The organism is Cysteiniphilum litorale, from assembly GCF_003428165.1.
Lineage (GTDB): Bacteria > Pseudomonadota > Gammaproteobacteria > Francisellales > Francisellaceae > Caedibacter > Caedibacter litoralis.
The window spans coordinates 15877-34441 of sequence record NZ_QLIQ01000006.1; the positions used below are offsets into that span (position 1 = coordinate 15877).

The window sequence follows — 18565 nt, forward strand, 5'->3', positions numbered from 1 at the left end:
GTTAATAGAACCCTTAAACTTTGTGATCAAGATTTCTAGTCATAAGAAAAGAAACATACTCAAAATCCAAAGGTGAATCAATGTCTATTGATCTTTCCTCAGGCATAACATATAACCCTGTTTTCTCAAGAAAAAGGGATTTTTTATTTAATATTGCATCGCGCTTCCAAATATAAATTGAGGCATTCATATCATAAGTTTTTGGCGCATCCTGCCTTCTAACCACTGATTTTTTCAAAGACTTAGATAAGCTCACTCGACCATTTTGATCTATTTCTACTAAATTAAAGTAAGGACTTCTTCGGCTTGGCATTGCTGTAATCACATTACTATACTCCCCTTTTTGCAAAAGATCATAAGCATTAACAATATCCTCCACATCTCTTAAGGGTGATGTTGCATCCAAATCAATTAATACATCAAAGTTTTTTTTGTAATATGCTTCTGAACGCACAAAAGCATCTTTGATTACCTCTAGCTTACCCGATGTATCAGATGATAGATCTGCTGACCTTTTAAAGAATACTTCTGCCCCATATTCAATTGCAATTTTGGAAATTTCATCTGAATCAGTACTCACCACAATATGGTCAAACATTTTCGTTGCCAAAGCTTGGTCAATTGTATGAGCGATAAGAGGCTTACCTGCAAGTAGGCGTATATTTTTATTTTTCACTCCTTTAGAGCCACCTCTTGCACAAATAGTGCATAAAATATTTTTCTTTACTTCCACTAAAGAGGTACCCCACACATTAAGTTATGATCAATAAATTTAACAATTTCAAGGCCGTTACTATATGAACACAGCCTCTTAGGATTGTTCCCAATAAAATACTTATGCATCGCTAAATAGGTATCATTCCTTTTGACATCATAGTTAAATGACTCATTTCTATTGTGACCAATCAATTGAATTTTACTATCAAGTAAATTAACAAATATTGTCGCATCATCACACTGAACAATTAATTGTCTGACCGGCTGACGACTCAAGTAATCTAAAGAAATGCTCATCACAATATTGCTCTTTGTAACACCCAAACATGAAAAAACATCATCTGAGCTAATATCTAAAGACGATAATTTTTTACTCACTGAACTAACTTTGTCGAATGTTCCAAAAAGCCAAGTACAATAGTCCAACTCATGACTTAAATCCCTTAAAACACCACCACCTTGATGGGATTTAGCGCTATATGAGACCCGATAATCTGTTTCGGGTCTCCAGTCTGGCAGATATTGACCACATACGACATTTACAAATAAAGGTTTATGTACACATAAAAGCTCTCTTAGTTTTAACAACACGGGGTGGAAGCGTAAGTTATATGCCACACACACCGTGTTACTTCTTACAGCAATAGATGAATAAGATCTATCATATAATGGCTTCTCTACCAGAATTTTTTTACTATCCACATGTTTGCATAAGTACTCTAAGTGCTCATAATGATCACAAGTTCTTGATGCTATTACAAAGTAACCATATTCTAAGAGTATCTCACTAGGTATTTCAGATAGCTCATTATACTTTATCACATGTGATATCGACTGCTTAGTTACAAGATCAATCTGATTAACCTCTTCCAAACCAGATAGTATTTCAAAATGTCTTTTACCGATCGAACCATAGCCAATGATGAGCACTTTCATATAAAAACATCCTTATACTCGCTATTAGCTTTATGATACTCATCCATTCTACCTATATCCAGCCAATACTCATGTATTGGGAAAGAGCTGACAGGTTTTGATTGTTCAATTATTTCGGATAAAAGTGTTGGCATGTCATAAAACTCCCCAACAGGAACATGGTTTAATAATTCTGGTTCTAATAAATACATACCTGCACTGACAAAAAAATTATGTACCGGTTTTTCAACAATTGAGGAGACATAACCATTTTTTGTCTTTATAACCCCATATGGCACTTGAAAATCATATTCTCGCACACCAACTGTTGCCAGAGATTTTTGCTCTAAATGAAAATCTAACATCTTTTGAAAATCAACGTTTGTCAACAAATCGCCATTCATCACAAAAAAAGGGCTATTCACTTTCTCTTTGTCTAATAAACTTAAGGCACCCGCAGTACCTAAACGATGAGTTTCTTGCAAATACTCAATTTGAACACCCAAATGACTTCCATCTTTAAAGTGTTCTTTTATCATATCTGCTTTATAGTTAACTGATAAATAAAATTTTCTAAATCCATGTTTGGCAAAGTTTTCAATAATAGTTTCCAAGATTGGTTTTTGACCTACATCCAATAATGGCTTTGGTTTTTTATCTGTTAAAGGGCGAAGGCGTGTTCCTAATCCCCCAGCCATCAACACCACAATATTCTCTTTCTCAGTCTCTCTATCCTCATATACATCAAACAAATCTACAACAACATTCTGCTGATCTATAATTGGAACCTTGGTGATATGTTTTTCTTTCGCCTGCTTTAAATCAAATTTTTCCCCTTGTATAAAATACAGAGGATGCTTATTCATTATCCCTTGAACGGGATCATTTAAGCTAACTCCAGACAATATAGCCCGCCTGATATCACCATCGGTAATAGTTCCCAAGAGTTTTTGCTCGCTATCAACTACTAATAAAATTTGGCTAGCACCTTTATCTAGAGCTTTCATTGCATCTACAATTAGTATTTTTGGGGATATTAACACATTTTCAATATTAAGCATTGCCTACCCCTACGTCACAAAATTTTTTAACGACTGACAAACTGCATAACGCTAAGGCTTCAACTATTATTTCAGCAGCATTCCCATTTCCATAAATGTTTTTAGCTTTTTGGCAGTGAGCAATAAACTCAGGCGTCAACGCCTCTTTAATAGCCTCAGTGACTTTATGAAAACCACAATGCACCACATTACCACTATCCAGCCTGCCCTTTTGCCGATCACCAATATTCACAACGGGTTTATGAAAACTTGCCGCCTCGATAATACCACTTGAGGTATTCCCAACTAAAACATCAACACAGTTCATTGCAGATAAATATCTCAACTGTCCCAAATTTTTAACTACTTTAAATCTTTTTTGATCAGTTTTAACAAAACCTTCTAATGCTTTATTAATGATAACCCCACCTTCATCAGCATTCGCATAGGTAAACAACACATGACAATCTTCAGGTGATTTTTTAATTTGGCTTAATATTGAATCTATCACCTGCTTACTATCTAATACCCCAATCGTCTCAGGATGATAAGTAAATAGAATATTTTTTTTACCAAATTGCCAATTTAACTCAGACTCAAGTTGGGATTTCGTAAGTAAGTTCATATTCAAAATATTATCAATCCCAGGCGCTCCTGATACAAACACCATATTTGGGTTCTCACCCATTTGAATTACTCGGTTGCGATACGTATTTGTCGAAGTAAAATGCACATGAGCCATCTTAGTAATACTGTGTCTAATTTGCTCATCAATTGCACCTTCTGATATTTCCCCGCCATGAATATGCCCAATTGGAATATTCATTAAAAGCGCACAAGTTGCTGCTGCATGTGTTTCAAAACGATCCCCTAATAGCAGCACAACATCAGGTTGAAGTCTTTGATATACATCTGCCAACATCATTAAAGCAAGACCTGTTGATTTACAAATAGCAGTATTGGAGTTTGCCGCTAACAAATTCTCTACAACGGCATCTACTTCAAACCCATCTGCCCTAATATTTTCAACAGTATCACCGTACTCTGAAGATAAGTGCATCGTCGTCACTACAAGTTGCAGCTGCAATTTACGTGATGCTTGAATTTTTTTCAATATAGGATAAAACAACCCATACTCTGCTCTTGCACCTGTTACTACGCAAACTTTTTTCATATCAGCTCATCTTCCTGATAGTTTTTTTGCGCATAAGTTCCAACAACTTCATCCCAGCGCATAGGACTAATACCATTACCTGGTCTTTTAATGCCAATATTTTTTTCTGTAAAAAGCTCACCCTTCGCAATTGATTTAATTGCGATAACTGACTTCCTTGCAATGACTATATTAGGTGCCTCACTAGGGCTTGGTTTTTTAATGCCATCACCCAAAGCTTTTTCTATATTACGAATCGCACCAATCATTGCCTTTAATTCTTTAGGTTCTAAAGAAGCTTTATGATCAGGTCCTGACATCGTCTTATCTAAGGTAAAGTGTTTTTCAATCACAGAAGCACCCATTGCAACAGCTGCAATTGGAACTTCAATACCCAAGGTATGGTCTGAGTACCCTACTTTTACTTTAAACGTTTGCGCTATTGTTTGCATCGCCTTTAAGTTAACATCACACATTGGTGTTGGGTACTCTGTGTTAGCATGAAGCACTGTGATATTTTCTTTACTTGTTCCCGCACTATCAAGGATACCCAAAGCATCTTCTATCTCTCCAATATCTGCCATTCCCGTTGAAAGCACTACCTTTTTATTCAATCCACCTATTGCTCTAAGATAAGGTAAATTAGTAATTTCGCCACTAGGAATTTTAAAAATCTCTAGTCCCATATCCGCTAACAAACGAATACTTTCATGATCAAAGGGGGTCGATAAAAACATAATGCTTTTTTCTTTGCAATAATTCATCAACTCTAAATGAGTATTTTCATCAAGCTCCAGCTTCTTGATCATATCATATTGAGACTCTTGTGCTTCCGTTGTTTGTTTTTGGTAGTCCGCTTTTTGTGCCTGTTTTGAAACAAGCTTTTCCGCTTTAAATGTTTGAAATTTAACGGCATCAGCACCTGCATCACTAGCAACATCAATAAGCTTCTTAGCTAAATCTATTGAACCATTATGATTAACTCCAGCTTCTGCAATAATAAATACTTTACTCACAACTTATCCTTTAAATAGATGGTTTGCTTTTATAAATGTTTTTTCTGGAACGGAAGCATTATGCACAACAACAGCATTACTGCCAACGAAAGAATCACTATTAACTTTTGCATGACCATTGACAATCGCTCCCGTGGAAATATGACAATGATCCAATATGACTGCGTCATGCTCAATTAAAGATTTAGTGTTAACAATACAGTTCTCTCCAACCTTTGCATTTGTATTAATTATGGCATGATGCATTACAATCGTTCCACTTCCAATCTCTACATCTCGTGCAACATACGCAAAAGGTGAAACAATAGTTGGCAAAATATAATTTAGCGCTCTTAAAGTAGAGTGCAAGCCTCTTCTGATTTCATTATCTTTTAGCTGACCAACAGTTATAAGAGCATATTTTGCAAAAGCATGCAGTTTTGATAAGTCTTCATCAGATCCCAATACCGAGTAACCACATATTTTAGCACCCACTGATATAAATGAGTCAACAATTCCCACAATTTCAAATTGATTAGATTGTTCGATAACATCAATGCATGAGCGACAATGCCCACCGCCACCAATTAGCAAAATCTTTTCCTTCATAACCGAACACTACTTGGAATATTTACAATTGATTTTTCAAGCTTTAATGCATTTGGAATTTCCGCACCAAGCGCATGATTAAACATTGGCAAATCATTCATTAACTTCCAAACAGGTCGCGTCATAACACCTGCATCATTCGTCATTTTTAAGAAAGAATCACGCTCATTAGGGTTACTCAACAAAATAGCATTTAACCAATAGTTAGATCTTGCATCTTCTAATTCAGGTATAAAGCGAGCCCACTGACAATCTTTAAAAAATGATTGATAGCTTTCTGCTACTTGGCGCTTACTTGATAAAAACATATCCAAATTTTCAAGCTGAGCACACAGTAAAGCAGCATTTAGATTTGGCATGCGATAGTTATAACCAATACAATCATGCTCGAACTTCCAAGGATGCTTAAGTTTCGCTGTTGTCGTTAAATGCTTGGCTTTTCTAGCTAATCTTTCATCATTAGTAATAATTGCACCGCCACCACCTGAGGTCACTATTTTATTGCCATTAAAACTCATGGCGGCAATATGTCCAAAATTACCTAGGTGCTTTCCTTTGTAAGTTGAGCCTAATGATTCCGCTGCATCTTCAATGACTTTGATACCATATTTATCGCATATCGCTCTAATCTCATCTATGCGGCAAGGATGACCAAAGGTATGCATCGGGATACACGCTGTAATTCTTCTACCCGTTGTTTTGTTATAGCAAACACCCTTATCTAATTTTGCATTACACTCAAGAAATTTTCTCAAAGATTCCGGAGACATCCCCATGGTATCCAGATCAACATCAACAAATACAGGATGAGCACTGCAATAGGCAATTGCATTACATGTTGCAATAAAGGTAAGGGGCTGTGTTATCACTTCATCATTTTGTTCAACCCCAACAAGCAACAGACACATATGTAATGCAGCCGTGCCGTTCACAGTAGCAACAGCATAATCAGCACCAAGCTTATCCGCCAAGGCATCTTCAAATTGATCAACATATTTACCTACCGAAGACACGAATGTTGAATCAATACAGTCATTAAGGTAATTCTTTTCGTTACCGATAAAACGAGGCTCATGCAATGGAATGAACCCCTGATTTGGATATAAACTTTTAACAAACTCAATAAATGCGTTATACATTATAAATATGCGCCTTATATTTTGCTAAATTTTCACTTTGAGCAAACCACTGACATGTCTTTTTCAAGCCTTCCTTAATATCATATTGAGGCTTAAATCCTGTTAACTCATGAATTAAGGTATTGTCACACCACAGTCTAAAAACTTCACTTTTATCTGGACGAATGCGTGCTTCATCTACTAAAAATCGAACATCGCTTTGCATAATTTCTTTAATTAAATTCAGCGTATCTAAAATAGAAATTTCATAATTCGAGCCAACGTTTACCGTCTTACCAATTGCTCTATCACATTCTGCCAAAGCGATAAACCCTCTACACGTATCTTCTACATAGTTAAAATCACGTGTTGGTGATACATCCCCAAGCTTTATTTCCTTAATCCCATTTGCAATCTGCGTAATAATTGTTGGAATAACTGCTCGCGCTGACTGTCTCGGACCATACGTATTAAAAGGTCTCACAATCGTTACAGGCAATCCAAAGGCATTGTAAAAGCTCATTGCCATTGCATCTGCTGCAATTTTGCTTGCACTATATGGACTTTGTGGCTGCAGTGGGTGTTTTTCATCAATTGGCACGTAATTTGCCGTACCATAGACTTCACTTGTTGAGGTGTGAATAATGCGTTTACAACCATTTTCTTTAGCTGCTTGACAAATATTTAAGGTTCCAGTGATATTAGTATCAACATAGCTCGTTGGCGCCACATACGAGTAAGGAATAGCAATAAGTGCCGCTAAATGAAAAATCACATCTACATCTTTAGTTATCTCTTTACAGTAGTGAGGGTCGCGAATATCACCATTAAGCACTTCAATATTATTAAGGCAATCAATATCCTCTAACCACCCCCAATAATTAAATGAATTATACTGACTAAGAGCTTTTACACGCGCACCTTGTTTCACAAGCATCTCCACCAAATGAGAACCGATAAAACCATCAGCCCCCGTTACCAAAACAACCTTTTCTTTAAACATAATCACTCACTTTATTTTCCGTTACTCTTGCAATTTTTGCAAACACACAACAACTTCCCAATAACTCATCATATCTACCAGAAGAAATTACCCTGCCATTCTGCATCACAAATATAACATCATAATCTTGAATCGTACTCAAACGATGTGCGATCGTTATGATAGTGAGATTTGTTAGTTTTGACAACACGTCAGTTACTTCTCTTTCGGTGTTATTATCAAGTGCTGACGTTGCTTCATCCATCACTAAAATCTGAGGTTCTTGATAAAGTGCACGCGCAATTCCAATACGCTGCCTTTGTCCACCGGACAAACGCACACCAGACTCACCAATAAATGTATATTCTTTTTGATCTAATTGATTAACAAATTCCTTTAACTGTGCAGCTTGCAAACACGCCTGAATACGCTGGTTATCAATCTTATCAACATCAACACCAAAGGCGATATTTTCTCTAATTGTTTTATCATACAAGACAATAGATTGCGGGATATAAGCAAACAGCTTCTGAAATGCTAGCTTTTGATCAGCATTTTTAATCACTACATCATCGAGCTCAATATGGCCTTGCAATGGCTCATATAACCCCATAACCAAATCAACTAAAGTCGTTTTACCAGCACCTGATTCACCGACAAAAGCAATTTTTTTATTTTTAGGAATATTTAAAGAAACACCTTTAATCGCTTGCGTGCCATCTGCATAGCTATAATATAGATCCTTGAGTTTAAGATAATCAATAAAATTAAAAGTATTTACCTTTTTTTTCTGCTCGAGTAACAACAAATCATTAGACTTAACTTGGTGCAACTCATTATATATCCCTTCTAACGCTGGCATCCCATATTTTATTTGAACCATCGCTTGAGTTAACCGGTTTAAACTTGGTAGAAGTTGTGCAGCGGCAACACCAAAAACTCCCAAAAGCACAAACATACTCTGTGGCGTGTTGCCAACCAAAACGAAGCCACACAACACACACATCACCACTGTTAAACCAATAAACTCAATCAGCATTCTTGGCGCTTGTTGAAATGTTAGCTGAAAGGCACTGGATGACTTAAGTTGAACAGCATCTTTTTTAAACGCATCTAAAAACGTTTTCTCACAATGGTATAACTTTGATTCTTTGATACCCGAAAGTCCAGCTAAAACATTCTCCGTCATTGAAGACCACGCTTCAGAGCGCACATTTGAGTAGTGCTCTATTTTAACTTTAATAAGCCGCATAAAGAGTGTTACACCTAAAACTAAAAATATTGCAACCAATATGGTAAAAACTGGATTAATCCAAAATAAAACAACAAGCACGAATATTGAGGATAAAAGTTCAGTCAAAAACGAGCCAAAGGGTGCCACAACATAATTAGACAACATTGTCGTTTCATTATTAACATTTTTAATCAAATCAGGCGTACTGCGATTCAAATGATATTCATAGGGCAATGCCATATAACCAGTAAAAAGTTTACCTTGTATCTTTGCCATCAAACCAAATAAGAATTTAGATTGATAATTAAGCAACCATAATGCTACTAAGTTTTTAACGGCAAATGCAATAATCAAAACTACTGTTAAGATAATGATTATATGGTTATAACCCCATCCATCAAAAATTTGATAAGACATCACTTTCTCAGGTTGAATCAATACATTGATAAAAGGTATTACAGCGCCAATTCCTAAAACAGCAAAAACACTACCTAAAAAGAGCACCATAACATATCGCCAGAAGGCTTTTTTGTCTTTTGCATCCATGATGCCAAAAAAATAATATTTAAACTTTTTCATCTAACACATATCATCACTAGAAGTGTGCATAAAACAATCAATAACCGAAATTTTTCTATCCACTTTATCTCATGTCCAATTTTTATTTTGAAACTAATAAGTTCTTTACTTGAAAACCGTCGCTAATCTTATAAGATATTCCAATAATTCTCAATTTTTAATTTTTAATTTTTAATTCAACATCAAACCTCACCCTGCAAAACGCGCACACGCTTTCATAAATTTCTGCAAGCTCATCACTTTTGTGATAAATAAGATTAATGCTATCGACAACTTCAGCAATATTAAATGAATATTCATGTTCTATTTCATTTCTGGCTTCTCTTAGATTAAGCCATTGATTTTTATCAAGCACCTCAAGCTCTTCAAGACGGTTTAGAATATCTATAAAAGTTTTTCTCTTTACATCTTCCCCTGCTAATAACAAAATAGCGGGAAAAATTTTGCCTCCCATCGTATCCTGAAGCTTTAAGAAACGATAGATTAACCCATCAATAAAACTCAAAATAACGTCATCTAATGATTGATAAGCCTCAACACTAAGCGGCATATAGTCAGCGATGTATCTTTTAGCAGTTTCAATCTTTTCAATGTGCTTATTGCATTCATATATTTTTTCTTGAAATGTATTCAACACACTATCACCATTCATAGCTTAATACCTTTATTTAGGGCTTCTTGCTCAATCAGTCTATTTTCATTCGTGGCCATGATAACATCTATTTTTTGCTCACCTATCAAGTTTTTCACGCTAACTAAAAAGTCTATTTTCTTCGCAAGCAACTGATCTCGCGATAGCGCGTCATTAGGCACAATATATAAATCAATGTCACCGCCTTTTTTACTATCTTCAACCCTACTACCAAAAAGATAAATACTACCGACACCAAAAACATCTAAAAATGAGCTTTTGATTGCCTTAATCTCATACTCTGTCAGCCTCACATCGACCTCCTCATTTTTAATTTTCAACACCCACCCTCCGGGGTTAATTCATAATTCATCATTAATTTAAAACCTTTCCACTGCCAAATCTGCCATATTGCGCTGTTTGTCATCAAAACTCATCCCAATTAAATAAATTGGTTTATTATAAGACTCATACTTTTGTGCATATTGACGTGATTTGATCTGTGCAACAGCCTTTTTGGCATCACCATATTTCTGTAGTTTAAACTCCATAATCATCACCTTATCTGACATCACAAGTGTTAAATCAATTCTCCCATGACTTGTTACATCTTCAGCAATTAAATCATAGCCGAGTGCAGCCAAAAAGCTATAAACAATACTGGCATAAAATCCCTCGTACCTCTCAATATCATTATTGCGATACCAATCATGGGGAATGCTTGCAAAGTGACTACATATAATTTCACCTAAGCGCTCGAAATCATTTTTTTCAAAAGCGCCAATCATATGATCTATCACTTGATTTTTCTTACTGTCATTTGTTGCTATTGTTGCTAGGCTGTTATTAAGGCTATATTTGACCTCATAATTTGGATACCCTAACCGATAAGCAATGACATGCCCACGGAGAAACATTTCTTTAATCGTTAAATATCCTGTCTGAAATAAAAGTGTTTCAATCGGCATATTATCAACATCAAAGGTTCTCAACAAATGCTCGTTGACCACAACACTTTCAAAATCAGGAATAAAATAGCGATTCTTTTGCACCATTTTCACTAGAAATGTTGGTGTTGCTGTTTCAAACCAATAATTACGATAATGAAAATCTTTACTTATAAATAATAAGATATCAAAGGGATTATAGACTTTTTGCTTTTCACTTCCTGCAAAATTATAACCATTATACCAACGTTTTAATAAGTGATAATCAACTTTACCTTGCTGCAAATACTCGTTAAAAGCCTCCACCAATTCGACTTGATTATAACCACAAATATCAGCATATTTAGCATCTAAGGTTATATCGTCTAAATTATTTAAATCACTAAATAAGCTAACTTTACTGAATTTAGATACCCCAGTTAGCATTACAAGCTTAATATATTCATCTTGCGCTTTAATCACACTATAAAAATTTTTTAAACGCTGGCGCATCGCTATAGCAAGATCACTGTTATCAATATTGTCTAAGATCGGTTTATCATATTCATCGATTAGAACAACCACTTGCTGATACTTATTGCCAAGTGTATTAATGAGATAAGAAAATTTGCTACTGATTTCACTATAAGATTGTTCAACATTATAACGCTCATAATACGTATCGAGAAATGCACTAATCTTCTCATCCAAAAGTTGAGGGTTTGATATATTTCCCTCTCCAAAACTAAAATGCAATACTGGATAAGTGACTTCCCAATTCCAATTTTTCTCAAGATGCAATCCATTAAACAATTCTCTGCTGCCTTGAAAAGCTTGCTTAATCGTATCAATTAATAATGACTTACCAAAGCGTCTGGGACGCGATAGAAAGTAACGCCCCGCGCCTTTGTTCACTAGCGTATCAATATGTTTGGTTTTATCGATATAAACATAGTTTTCAGTAATAATTTTCTCAAAACTTGAGATACCAATAGGAAGTCTTTTCATATTTGCCTCAACTTGTATAATTTTTAATTTTCAATGCTAAATTTTTAATTCACAATTCACAATCAAGTTTACTCTAGCAACTGACGATTCTGTGCATAAACGTCATTTAACTTCTTCTGGATCATTTGTACCATTTGTTTGTTTACACCCAAACCATACGCACAGTCTTGCCAATATGAAAGCGCATCAACAACTGATTGAATATCTTTTTGGGCATTTTGCCAAGAGGCATAATTCGCTACCTGCGCAAGTGATTGTATAGTTTTCAAAGGTGGCTTTCGACCATGGCCTTGAAACGCCATCATATGCTCATTATAAGGATTTGGACTAAAGGTCACGTCATAAAACGGGCTAGGCGACCATTCGTTATGTGCATTGAGTATAAATGCCCAGTTTTTGCTATGATCATCCTGATTCAGCGCAAATAGATTAAACATAGCACGTTTAAACTGTAGTTGAGCTGCCTGCGGTGAGTTACAAAGCGTTTGAGTCAGTTTAATAAGATCTTCATAGTCAACAGATGGCACTCTGAAATCTGCATCAATCAATCCGCACAAACTATGAACATGAAGCCTCTTTTGATCAGCAATATCAAATCGCTTAAGTGCAATCCATGCTTGCTCTTGCATTAAACCAGTCACTCGCAGCACCTGAAAGTCCGGTACATTCAACCCAGCATTTTTTGCCATCTTCAAGTACGCTGCTTCACACAACCCTTCTTCGTGCCTTAACGGTAATGATTGAGAGGTAAATTTAATGATATACGGCTCTAAACCCGGGGAGGCTTTTGTACTTACCAAACTTAAATCTTCCGAAATATAGATCTGCGCCTTGGGTCTTGCACCGCCTGAACTACCGACATTGACAAGCTCAGGCAAAACTTCATCTAAACTGCCTTCAAATAGCTTTTGTGCCTGATGCCCTAACTCATGAATATTAATCCTACCTTTCTTTGCCTCTAGTTGATATTCCGAGCCAGGCACAAACAAGAATGCACCAATCGCACCGTCACCGACAAATGCTAAACGATCCAAAGGAGTCAATTGATGAGGCAAGATATTTTGTTGACGAAAAACACGATCCATCAGCAACATCCCCCAACCATCAGGCAATGCATCTGCAAACACGCCATGTAGTCCATGATGCGGTGTTAAAGGCGCTTTTTGCAAATCCGAACTAAACTTCAGTGCAAATGGAGACAGGTTGGCGTGTTTTGCTAAGTATGTCTGATCATATTGAAAGTAAATCCCTGACTGGTTTTGCGCCAATTGCCCAACTTTAATTTTTTGGCTTAATGTTATTGACCTAAATACTTCCAGTGTTTTCTTTGCTATAAACTCACGCATCTTTTAACACATCCTCAATCGTTTTATAGTTAGGCTCTTTATCCTGTCTTGTGAGCGCATCAATTTTGCTTAAATCATCAATAGTCTGCCAGATTAATAAAAACTGGCGTAACGAAATTCTGCCTGTCGTCTCGAAGTGCTTAATTGTCGCTGCTGGCACAGTACTACGCTCTTCGAGTTTATTGCGCGAATATTTTAGCGACTTACGCTTATTTTTAAGGTAATCTGCCAGTTTTTTTTGAACATCTGAAGTAGTAATAAAATGAAGCATAACAAATCTAATTGGGCACAATAATGTCTAATTTTAGATTAAAACCCTTAAAATAGATAATATTTTATCTGATTTATGCATTCTAAAGAGAGAAAATCAAAACAATCTCACTGCTGTGCGATAAATCTCATCAGATAAAAGCTTATCTTTTGAGTGATAGGGCACCACATCCACTTCAGTTTGATCAAAGCTCATTTGCAGAAGTGCTGTTTTAAATTTCACTTTACACTGCCAAAATTGCTCTTTATCCATTTCAACATCAATGGCTAAATCAATATCACCACCGCTTAAGCTATGATTAGCACGGCTACCAAACAAATACACAGGCACTTCGCCAAAGCTTTGAGAAACGGCCTTTTTTAAAACGCTTTTCATTCGTTCAGATAATCTCATTATTTAAGCACCTTGTGTTTCGCACAAAAAGCCAATGTATTATCATAATATGCCTTCAGCGCATCATAACGATCAACACAAAACTGTAAATCACGCAAGGCGTCTTCTAGCTCATCAGGATAATCGTGCGCTAATTCATTCCTAATCTCACGAATTTCTATCCAGTTCTCAAGAGAATCCAAAATGCCTTCTTTTACTGCATGATATAACACTTCAGTCATTGCTTTAGCAGGAATCCCGACAAACCCAAACATCATTGACCAGATTTTAGCGCCTAAAAAATCCTGAACTGAGCTAAATCGCTTCAAATAAGCATCCAATACCGCCTTATCCTGCACTGCAAGATTCTCAAATATTTGTGGGTTATAAATATTTTGGCGTTTTAACATTTGGTCAATCAATGCTTTGTATTCATCGAGCGCCTTGATGTGTTTATTTAATTTATCCATTCTTTTAGCAAAAATTTGCAATCTCTCTGCAATCATTAAACAGCGCCTTCCTTAATATTAAAATCTAAACATAATTGTGCTAAAGCACCACTGATTTTTTGGTGTCGCTTAAGTGATATTGCATAAAGTTCATCATCTTTGGTCAAGACAAGTTTATGTGGACTACCTTGCCTTAAAGTTTCAATCTTTACCGGAACAGCTAAGTCATAAACCATACTGGATACATGTTGCCTTTTTGATTCCCCAATCGGCCAGGTTTTTGACTGTGCATTCTTATCATGCAAAAATCCACCCAGTTCATCACATAACTCACATTCACATGACTTTTCAAAAGTGATATACCAATCGTTTTCATCTCTAACACCTAAGTTTTTCTCTTCCTCAAGCGCCAACCGCACAAAACTAATAATGCGATCAATATCATATTGCACACGCATTTCTTTAGAAAGTGGGAAATATCTCTCAATAACATCAACAAGTAGTAAGGAATCTAAATAAAGCTTTCTACTTAATATCACATCAATCACTTTATCATGCAGCACACGATCTTCTAGATTCAATGCAACATTTACAAGCTCTGACACTAAGTCATGTCTTAATTTGATTGACTTAGCATCAATACGCTCTCGTTTTCTTTCAAGTTGAATCTGCAAGCGCTCGACCTTTCGCTGTAATTGCATACTAAATAAAAAGCGCAATACCTCTTTATCAATAGAGATCTGGTGAAAAGCTTTTATTAATTTTGGAAAGTCATTAAAACCATCCCATAAGCGCTCTTTTTCAATGAGCCTTGAAAACACCTCAATTAACCACTCTGCACTATATTTACCTGATAAATCATGCCAATCCTTTGTATAATCTACGGCAATAAGCTTGATATCAAAGTTCTCCAGAATTTTTTTTGCTCGGGTTTTATCCGCTATATAGCTGACAAATTGAAACATTTCACCATATTGCTCAGGCGTTTCAACTTTTTTGATATAAGCACTCCACACACTTTCAAGCGCATCAATCTGGGCATGTAAATCAATTTCAAGCTTATCTATAGCAATTCCATCACGCATTGGCTGATACAGTGCATTGATATAACTCAAGGGGTCAATTCCAAATAAAATAGCAGCAGCATCCTTTTTTTGCCACATTACAATAGCTGCACGCTTGTACCAACGATCCATGGTATTGCCATAATTCCCCATAAAACCTTCGTACTCACTATCATATGGCGTGAAATCCTCACCACTCACTGTGGCATGAACATAGCAATCCTCAACATAGCATGTGTTAAAGTTCCGGTGATTCCCTTGTCGATCGAGCCAGTATTCAATCGTCGTCTCACTATCAATAATATCGTTTAAAATATAATTTGCCTCTTCAGATTCTTCATCTTCTTCCTCATCATCATAATACTTGCTACTATAAAAATCGTCATTATCATCATAGCAATCCCACGTCTCATGCGAGTCGACCAAGGTTAAATAAGCATCCAACTGATGCTTATCAGAGGCTTTTAATAAAGCTTCTACGCGCATCCGATCGGTGTTTTTCAAATGCTGCCAGCTCAATCCACTTTCGGTATATTCATGATCTAGTAAATAAACAAACTTTAATGGTTTGTCTTCATTTCTCCGCCAGCTTGGCAGCCAATCCCTTGTTGAGAAATAATGTGCAATCGCTTGATCGATACGCTTATCAAAGTCACGCTCAGTTAAACTATTCATTTGACCTTTATAATTTTCTAGAATCAGATTGAATGTTAATACAACTCGATATCCGCTTTTTAATGACTTTACTTCATGGCGGCAATCTGCATAAAAAGAAAAGGCTTGAACAAGCTTACTTTCTTTGGCTGAGTCAAAAGTGTAGCTGCGCCCATTATGCTCGACAACGAGCTCACCACCGCTATGTTTTGTTGGCAACACAACAACCATTGTTGCCACCATATTATCAACTTTTTCACTATCTTGATGTGGTTTAAAGAAGCATCCTGGCTCATACACCAACATATTATGCAAATCAACACTTAAACCTGTTTCATCCGGCAGCCCCAAATCACGTTTTATCCGATCAAGCAATGGTTCAAACCCTTTACGCCATCCCATTTTGAGAATTTTAAATTTTGTTGGTTTGATTTCCCATACTTTACGAACAGATTCATCGAGAATTGTTTGCTCTTTTAACCCATATTTGGCAGGTTCTGCCAATGCAATAAGGGATTGAATTATCTCTGCTGTCAGTGGATATACTAAACGCCCTATTTTATTGACATTAACCTGCAAATAACTGCCACTGATTGTCCTTTGCGCATAAAAATTACCTTTTGGCTCTAACGCCTCCAAGGCGGCTTGAATCTCGTTCATCTTTGTCATCCTATTGATTTTTGCCACTCGCAAAGCATTCTAATACAGCCTCGATATAAATACCATCACCTTCCCAACATCAACTAATTTCAAATCGGCAATAGCTTCCAGCGCGCTTTCTGTTTACCATGTTGTCGTTTGATTATTTGATTTCATGAAGTGAAATAGAGGCACAAAATCATCATAAACTTATTATTTTAGGATTAGGTTCTGCAGGATACACAGCCGCCATTTATGCCGCGCTTTGTTTACTGGGGCTACAAGATATTTGGCAGAATTCTGAGATCTTCAAGAATTTACGCGACTTTAAAAAGTACAAAGGGAAATGTGGTAATTGTGAGTACATTAAAATCTGCGGAGGCTGCAGAGCTCGGGCGCATTTTATGAGGGGTGATTATTTAGCTGAAGAACCGCTATGTCATTACACACCCAAGCGTCTGCGAGGAGAAACATCTAGTGCATTACACAGTTTATAGATCAGTCTCTTGAAAATACACGGTCGCATTCTGGCGCTGAACAGATGGTGACTTGAAGTCTTTATTCATCATTTTATTGCCCATGACTGAGTTAGCTGGAAAATCTGTACCAGCTGCAATCGCCATATTACCACTTAAAAACATTCCAATAACGATAATTGATAGTAACTTTTTCATAACTAATCTCCTTTAGGTTCAAACACATCTTAGTCAGTTTCAAGTCTAGTAAGAGATTCCAAAAAATAAAATAACTGACCTAAAAAACAACAATTTCGCACAAAAATTAGGTGATTAGCTTATATTTAGACGTCATAAACTTAATAATCTGATAGTGATCATCCATAAGGCAATCGGACATTTTCTCAAGCACATCATCCAACTTAACCCACTTTACTGCCTTGGCATCATCCTGAGCAGTAACCTGCGGCAGCTCTTTTTGTGGCAGAGTAATCAACCCTAAATGCGTGATAACACGCCCGCGTAATGAGCGATCCGGATGATCAAAAACCTCTTGCGCTATCAGTGTTTGAGGTATTTCCTCTGATAAGATAGACAGCGTTGTTTCCTCCTCTAGTTCACGCAAAATACCATCAATAATACGCTCATCTTGATCTAGAAAACCACCAGGCAATGCCCATAGATTTTTGCCCGGTGCCTGCTTTCTTTGAATAAGCAATAAATGCTTGTTGCACAGCACCATTGCATCAGTAGTGACAAAAACAGGCTTAAATGGCGCATCTTGCCAAGATGCTTTGTAATTCTCAATATAATCAAACTCATCACACAATGCTTGATAACTGGCTGTTTGCATATAACTTTGCAAGGTTTTTAAACTGCCTTTGTCATCCTCATTGTCAATAAGATAATCTGAATCCAGCACATGATCTTTAAAGAACTTCACACGAAAATCTGTTGCATTAAAGTCATCAAAATTAGTGACATCAATATGCTGCCATGCTGGAAAGCATTTCAAATAATAACTACTAGCGTCTTTTTGATGCCCTATAATCGCGATATGACTGTCTTTATCTGCGTACTTCTCAACTCGCTCTTGCGCTTCATTGCGCCAACCTGCTTCGTTATAAAACCAATCACTAACCGGTTCGATAATAATACGCTCCAGATCAATATCCGAAGCTTTTAAATCAGATAAAATCATTGCGCGTCTATCTTCATAAGAGAAAGGGTTTTTTATACTTGGCGCCCTAAAAGCTGAACCAATTAAAATAATAACTTTTTCTGCATGCAACAATCCGTAACGTATATTGTGCAGGTGTCCAACATGAAACGGCTGAAATCGCCCGATAAACACAGCATAATCATACTTCATTCTTTTTAACTCTTCCTGCTTGAGGCTAACCATTAT

Annotated in this window: 20 protein-coding genes; 1 reads left to right on the forward strand and 19 read right to left on the reverse strand. The window is 36.4% G+C overall.

Annotated features, from left to right (window positions below; translation table 11 throughout):
- Positions 1-13 precede the first annotated feature (13 nt).
- The 17 genes from DNJ75_RS03910 to DNJ75_RS03990 all read right to left on the reverse strand — a co-directional run bounded on the left by DNJ75_RS03910 (position 14) and on the right by DNJ75_RS03990 (position 16723).
- Positions 14-733 (reverse strand): acylneuraminate cytidylyltransferase family protein, encoded by a 720-nt coding sequence (locus tag DNJ75_RS03910; protein WP_224742264.1) that lies wholly within the window; start codon positions 731-733, stop codon positions 14-16.
- The gene (locus DNJ75_RS03915) at positions 733-1653 is read right to left on the reverse strand and encodes a Gfo/Idh/MocA family protein (RefSeq protein WP_117001880.1); all 921 of its coding nucleotides are present in this window, start codon (positions 1651-1653) and stop codon (positions 733-735) included. Before DNJ75_RS03915 ends, DNJ75_RS03910 begins: the two co-directional genes overlap by 1 nt.
- Complete coding sequence (locus DNJ75_RS03920; RefSeq protein WP_117001881.1) at positions 1650-2693, reverse strand: nucleotidyltransferase family protein; 1044 nt, start codon at positions 2691-2693, stop codon at positions 1650-1652. The genes DNJ75_RS03915 and DNJ75_RS03920 overlap by 4 nt, the downstream gene beginning before the upstream one ends.
- A complete protein-coding gene (neuC, locus tag DNJ75_RS03925; protein WP_117001882.1) occupies positions 2686-3846 on the reverse strand; it encodes a UDP-N-acetylglucosamine 2-epimerase in 1161 nt (386 codons plus the stop codon). The genes DNJ75_RS03920 and neuC overlap by 8 nt, the downstream gene beginning before the upstream one ends.
- Positions 3843-4841, reverse strand: coding sequence for an N-acetylneuraminate synthase (gene neuB, locus DNJ75_RS03930; protein WP_117001883.1), 999 nt, complete (start codon positions 4839-4841; stop codon positions 3843-3845). The genes neuC and neuB overlap by 4 nt, the downstream gene beginning before the upstream one ends.
- Positions 4842-4844: 3 nt before the next feature.
- Complete coding sequence (locus DNJ75_RS03935; RefSeq protein ID WP_117001884.1) at positions 4845-5429, reverse strand: NeuD/PglB/VioB family sugar acetyltransferase; 585 nt, start codon at positions 5427-5429, stop codon at positions 4845-4847.
- Positions 5426-6568 (reverse strand): LegC family aminotransferase, encoded by a 1143-nt coding sequence (locus tag DNJ75_RS03940; RefSeq protein WP_117001885.1) that lies wholly within the window; start codon positions 6566-6568, stop codon positions 5426-5428. Before DNJ75_RS03940 ends, DNJ75_RS03935 begins: the two co-directional genes overlap by 4 nt.
- Entirely contained in the window at positions 6561-7550 is a 990-nt protein-coding gene (locus tag DNJ75_RS03945) for an NAD-dependent 4,6-dehydratase LegB (RefSeq protein ID WP_117001886.1), read from the reverse strand. The genes DNJ75_RS03940 and DNJ75_RS03945 overlap by 8 nt, the downstream gene beginning before the upstream one ends.
- On the reverse strand, positions 7543-9342 hold the full coding sequence (locus tag DNJ75_RS03950) for an ABC transporter ATP-binding protein (protein ID WP_117001887.1): 1800 nt from the start codon (positions 9340-9342) through the stop codon (positions 7543-7545). The genes DNJ75_RS03945 and DNJ75_RS03950 overlap by 8 nt, the downstream gene beginning before the upstream one ends.
- 157 nt (positions 9343-9499) lie before the next feature.
- Positions 9500-9994 (reverse strand): hypothetical protein, encoded by a 495-nt coding sequence (locus DNJ75_RS03955; protein ID WP_117001888.1) that lies wholly within the window; start codon positions 9992-9994, stop codon positions 9500-9502.
- Positions 9991-10314: a nucleotidyltransferase domain-containing protein gene (locus tag DNJ75_RS03960; RefSeq protein ID WP_206609090.1), complete on the reverse strand. Its 324-nt coding sequence runs from the start codon at positions 10312-10314 to the stop codon at positions 9991-9993. Before DNJ75_RS03960 ends, DNJ75_RS03955 begins: the two co-directional genes overlap by 4 nt.
- 39 nt (positions 10315-10353) lie before the next feature.
- Complete coding sequence (locus tag DNJ75_RS03965; protein WP_117001889.1) at positions 10354-11907, reverse strand: ATP-binding protein; 1554 nt, start codon at positions 11905-11907, stop codon at positions 10354-10356.
- Between the two features lie 68 nt (positions 11908-11975).
- Positions 11976-13253 (reverse strand): type II toxin-antitoxin system HipA family toxin, encoded by a 1278-nt coding sequence (locus DNJ75_RS03970; RefSeq protein WP_117001890.1) that lies wholly within the window; start codon positions 13251-13253, stop codon positions 11976-11978.
- The gene (locus DNJ75_RS03975; protein WP_117001891.1) at positions 13246-13524 is read right to left on the reverse strand and encodes a transcriptional regulator; all 279 of its coding nucleotides are present in this window, start codon (positions 13522-13524) and stop codon (positions 13246-13248) included. Before DNJ75_RS03975 ends, DNJ75_RS03970 begins: the two co-directional genes overlap by 8 nt.
- Positions 13525-13620: 96 nt before the next feature.
- Positions 13621-13917: a nucleotidyltransferase domain-containing protein gene (locus tag DNJ75_RS03980; protein WP_117001892.1), complete on the reverse strand. Its 297-nt coding sequence runs from the start codon at positions 13915-13917 to the stop codon at positions 13621-13623.
- Complete coding sequence (locus DNJ75_RS03985) at positions 13917-14402, reverse strand: hypothetical protein (protein WP_117001893.1); 486 nt, start codon at positions 14400-14402, stop codon at positions 13917-13919. Before DNJ75_RS03985 ends, DNJ75_RS03980 begins: the two co-directional genes overlap by 1 nt.
- Complete coding sequence (locus DNJ75_RS03990) at positions 14402-16723, reverse strand: 2OG-Fe(II) oxygenase (protein ID WP_157968194.1); 2322 nt, start codon at positions 16721-16723, stop codon at positions 14402-14404. The genes DNJ75_RS03985 and DNJ75_RS03990 overlap by 1 nt, the downstream gene beginning before the upstream one ends.
- 266 nt (positions 16724-16989) lie before the next feature.
- On the opposite strand from DNJ75_RS03990, the gene DNJ75_RS03995 reads away from it, so the two are divergent.
- Positions 16990-17199: an SPASM domain-containing protein gene (locus tag DNJ75_RS03995; RefSeq protein WP_263479612.1), complete on the forward strand. Its 210-nt coding sequence runs from the start codon at positions 16990-16992 to the stop codon at positions 17197-17199.
- Here DNJ75_RS03995 and DNJ75_RS04000 read toward each other — a convergent pair.
- Both DNJ75_RS04000 and DNJ75_RS04005 read right to left on the reverse strand, forming a co-directional pair.
- Positions 17194-17376 carry a hypothetical protein gene (locus tag DNJ75_RS04000; RefSeq protein ID WP_117001896.1) on the reverse strand — a complete coding sequence of 61 codons (183 nt, stop codon included), beginning with the start codon at positions 17374-17376 and terminating at the stop codon, positions 17194-17196. The two genes, DNJ75_RS03995 and DNJ75_RS04000, sit on opposite strands and share 6 nt — an antisense overlap.
- Before the next feature lie 106 nt (positions 17377-17482).
- Positions 17483-18562 carry a bifunctional nicotinamide-nucleotide adenylyltransferase/Nudix hydroxylase gene (locus tag DNJ75_RS04005; RefSeq protein ID WP_224742263.1) on the reverse strand — a complete coding sequence of 360 codons (1080 nt, stop codon included), beginning with the start codon at positions 18560-18562 and terminating at the stop codon, positions 17483-17485.
- Between the last annotated feature and the right edge of the window lie 3 nt (positions 18563-18565).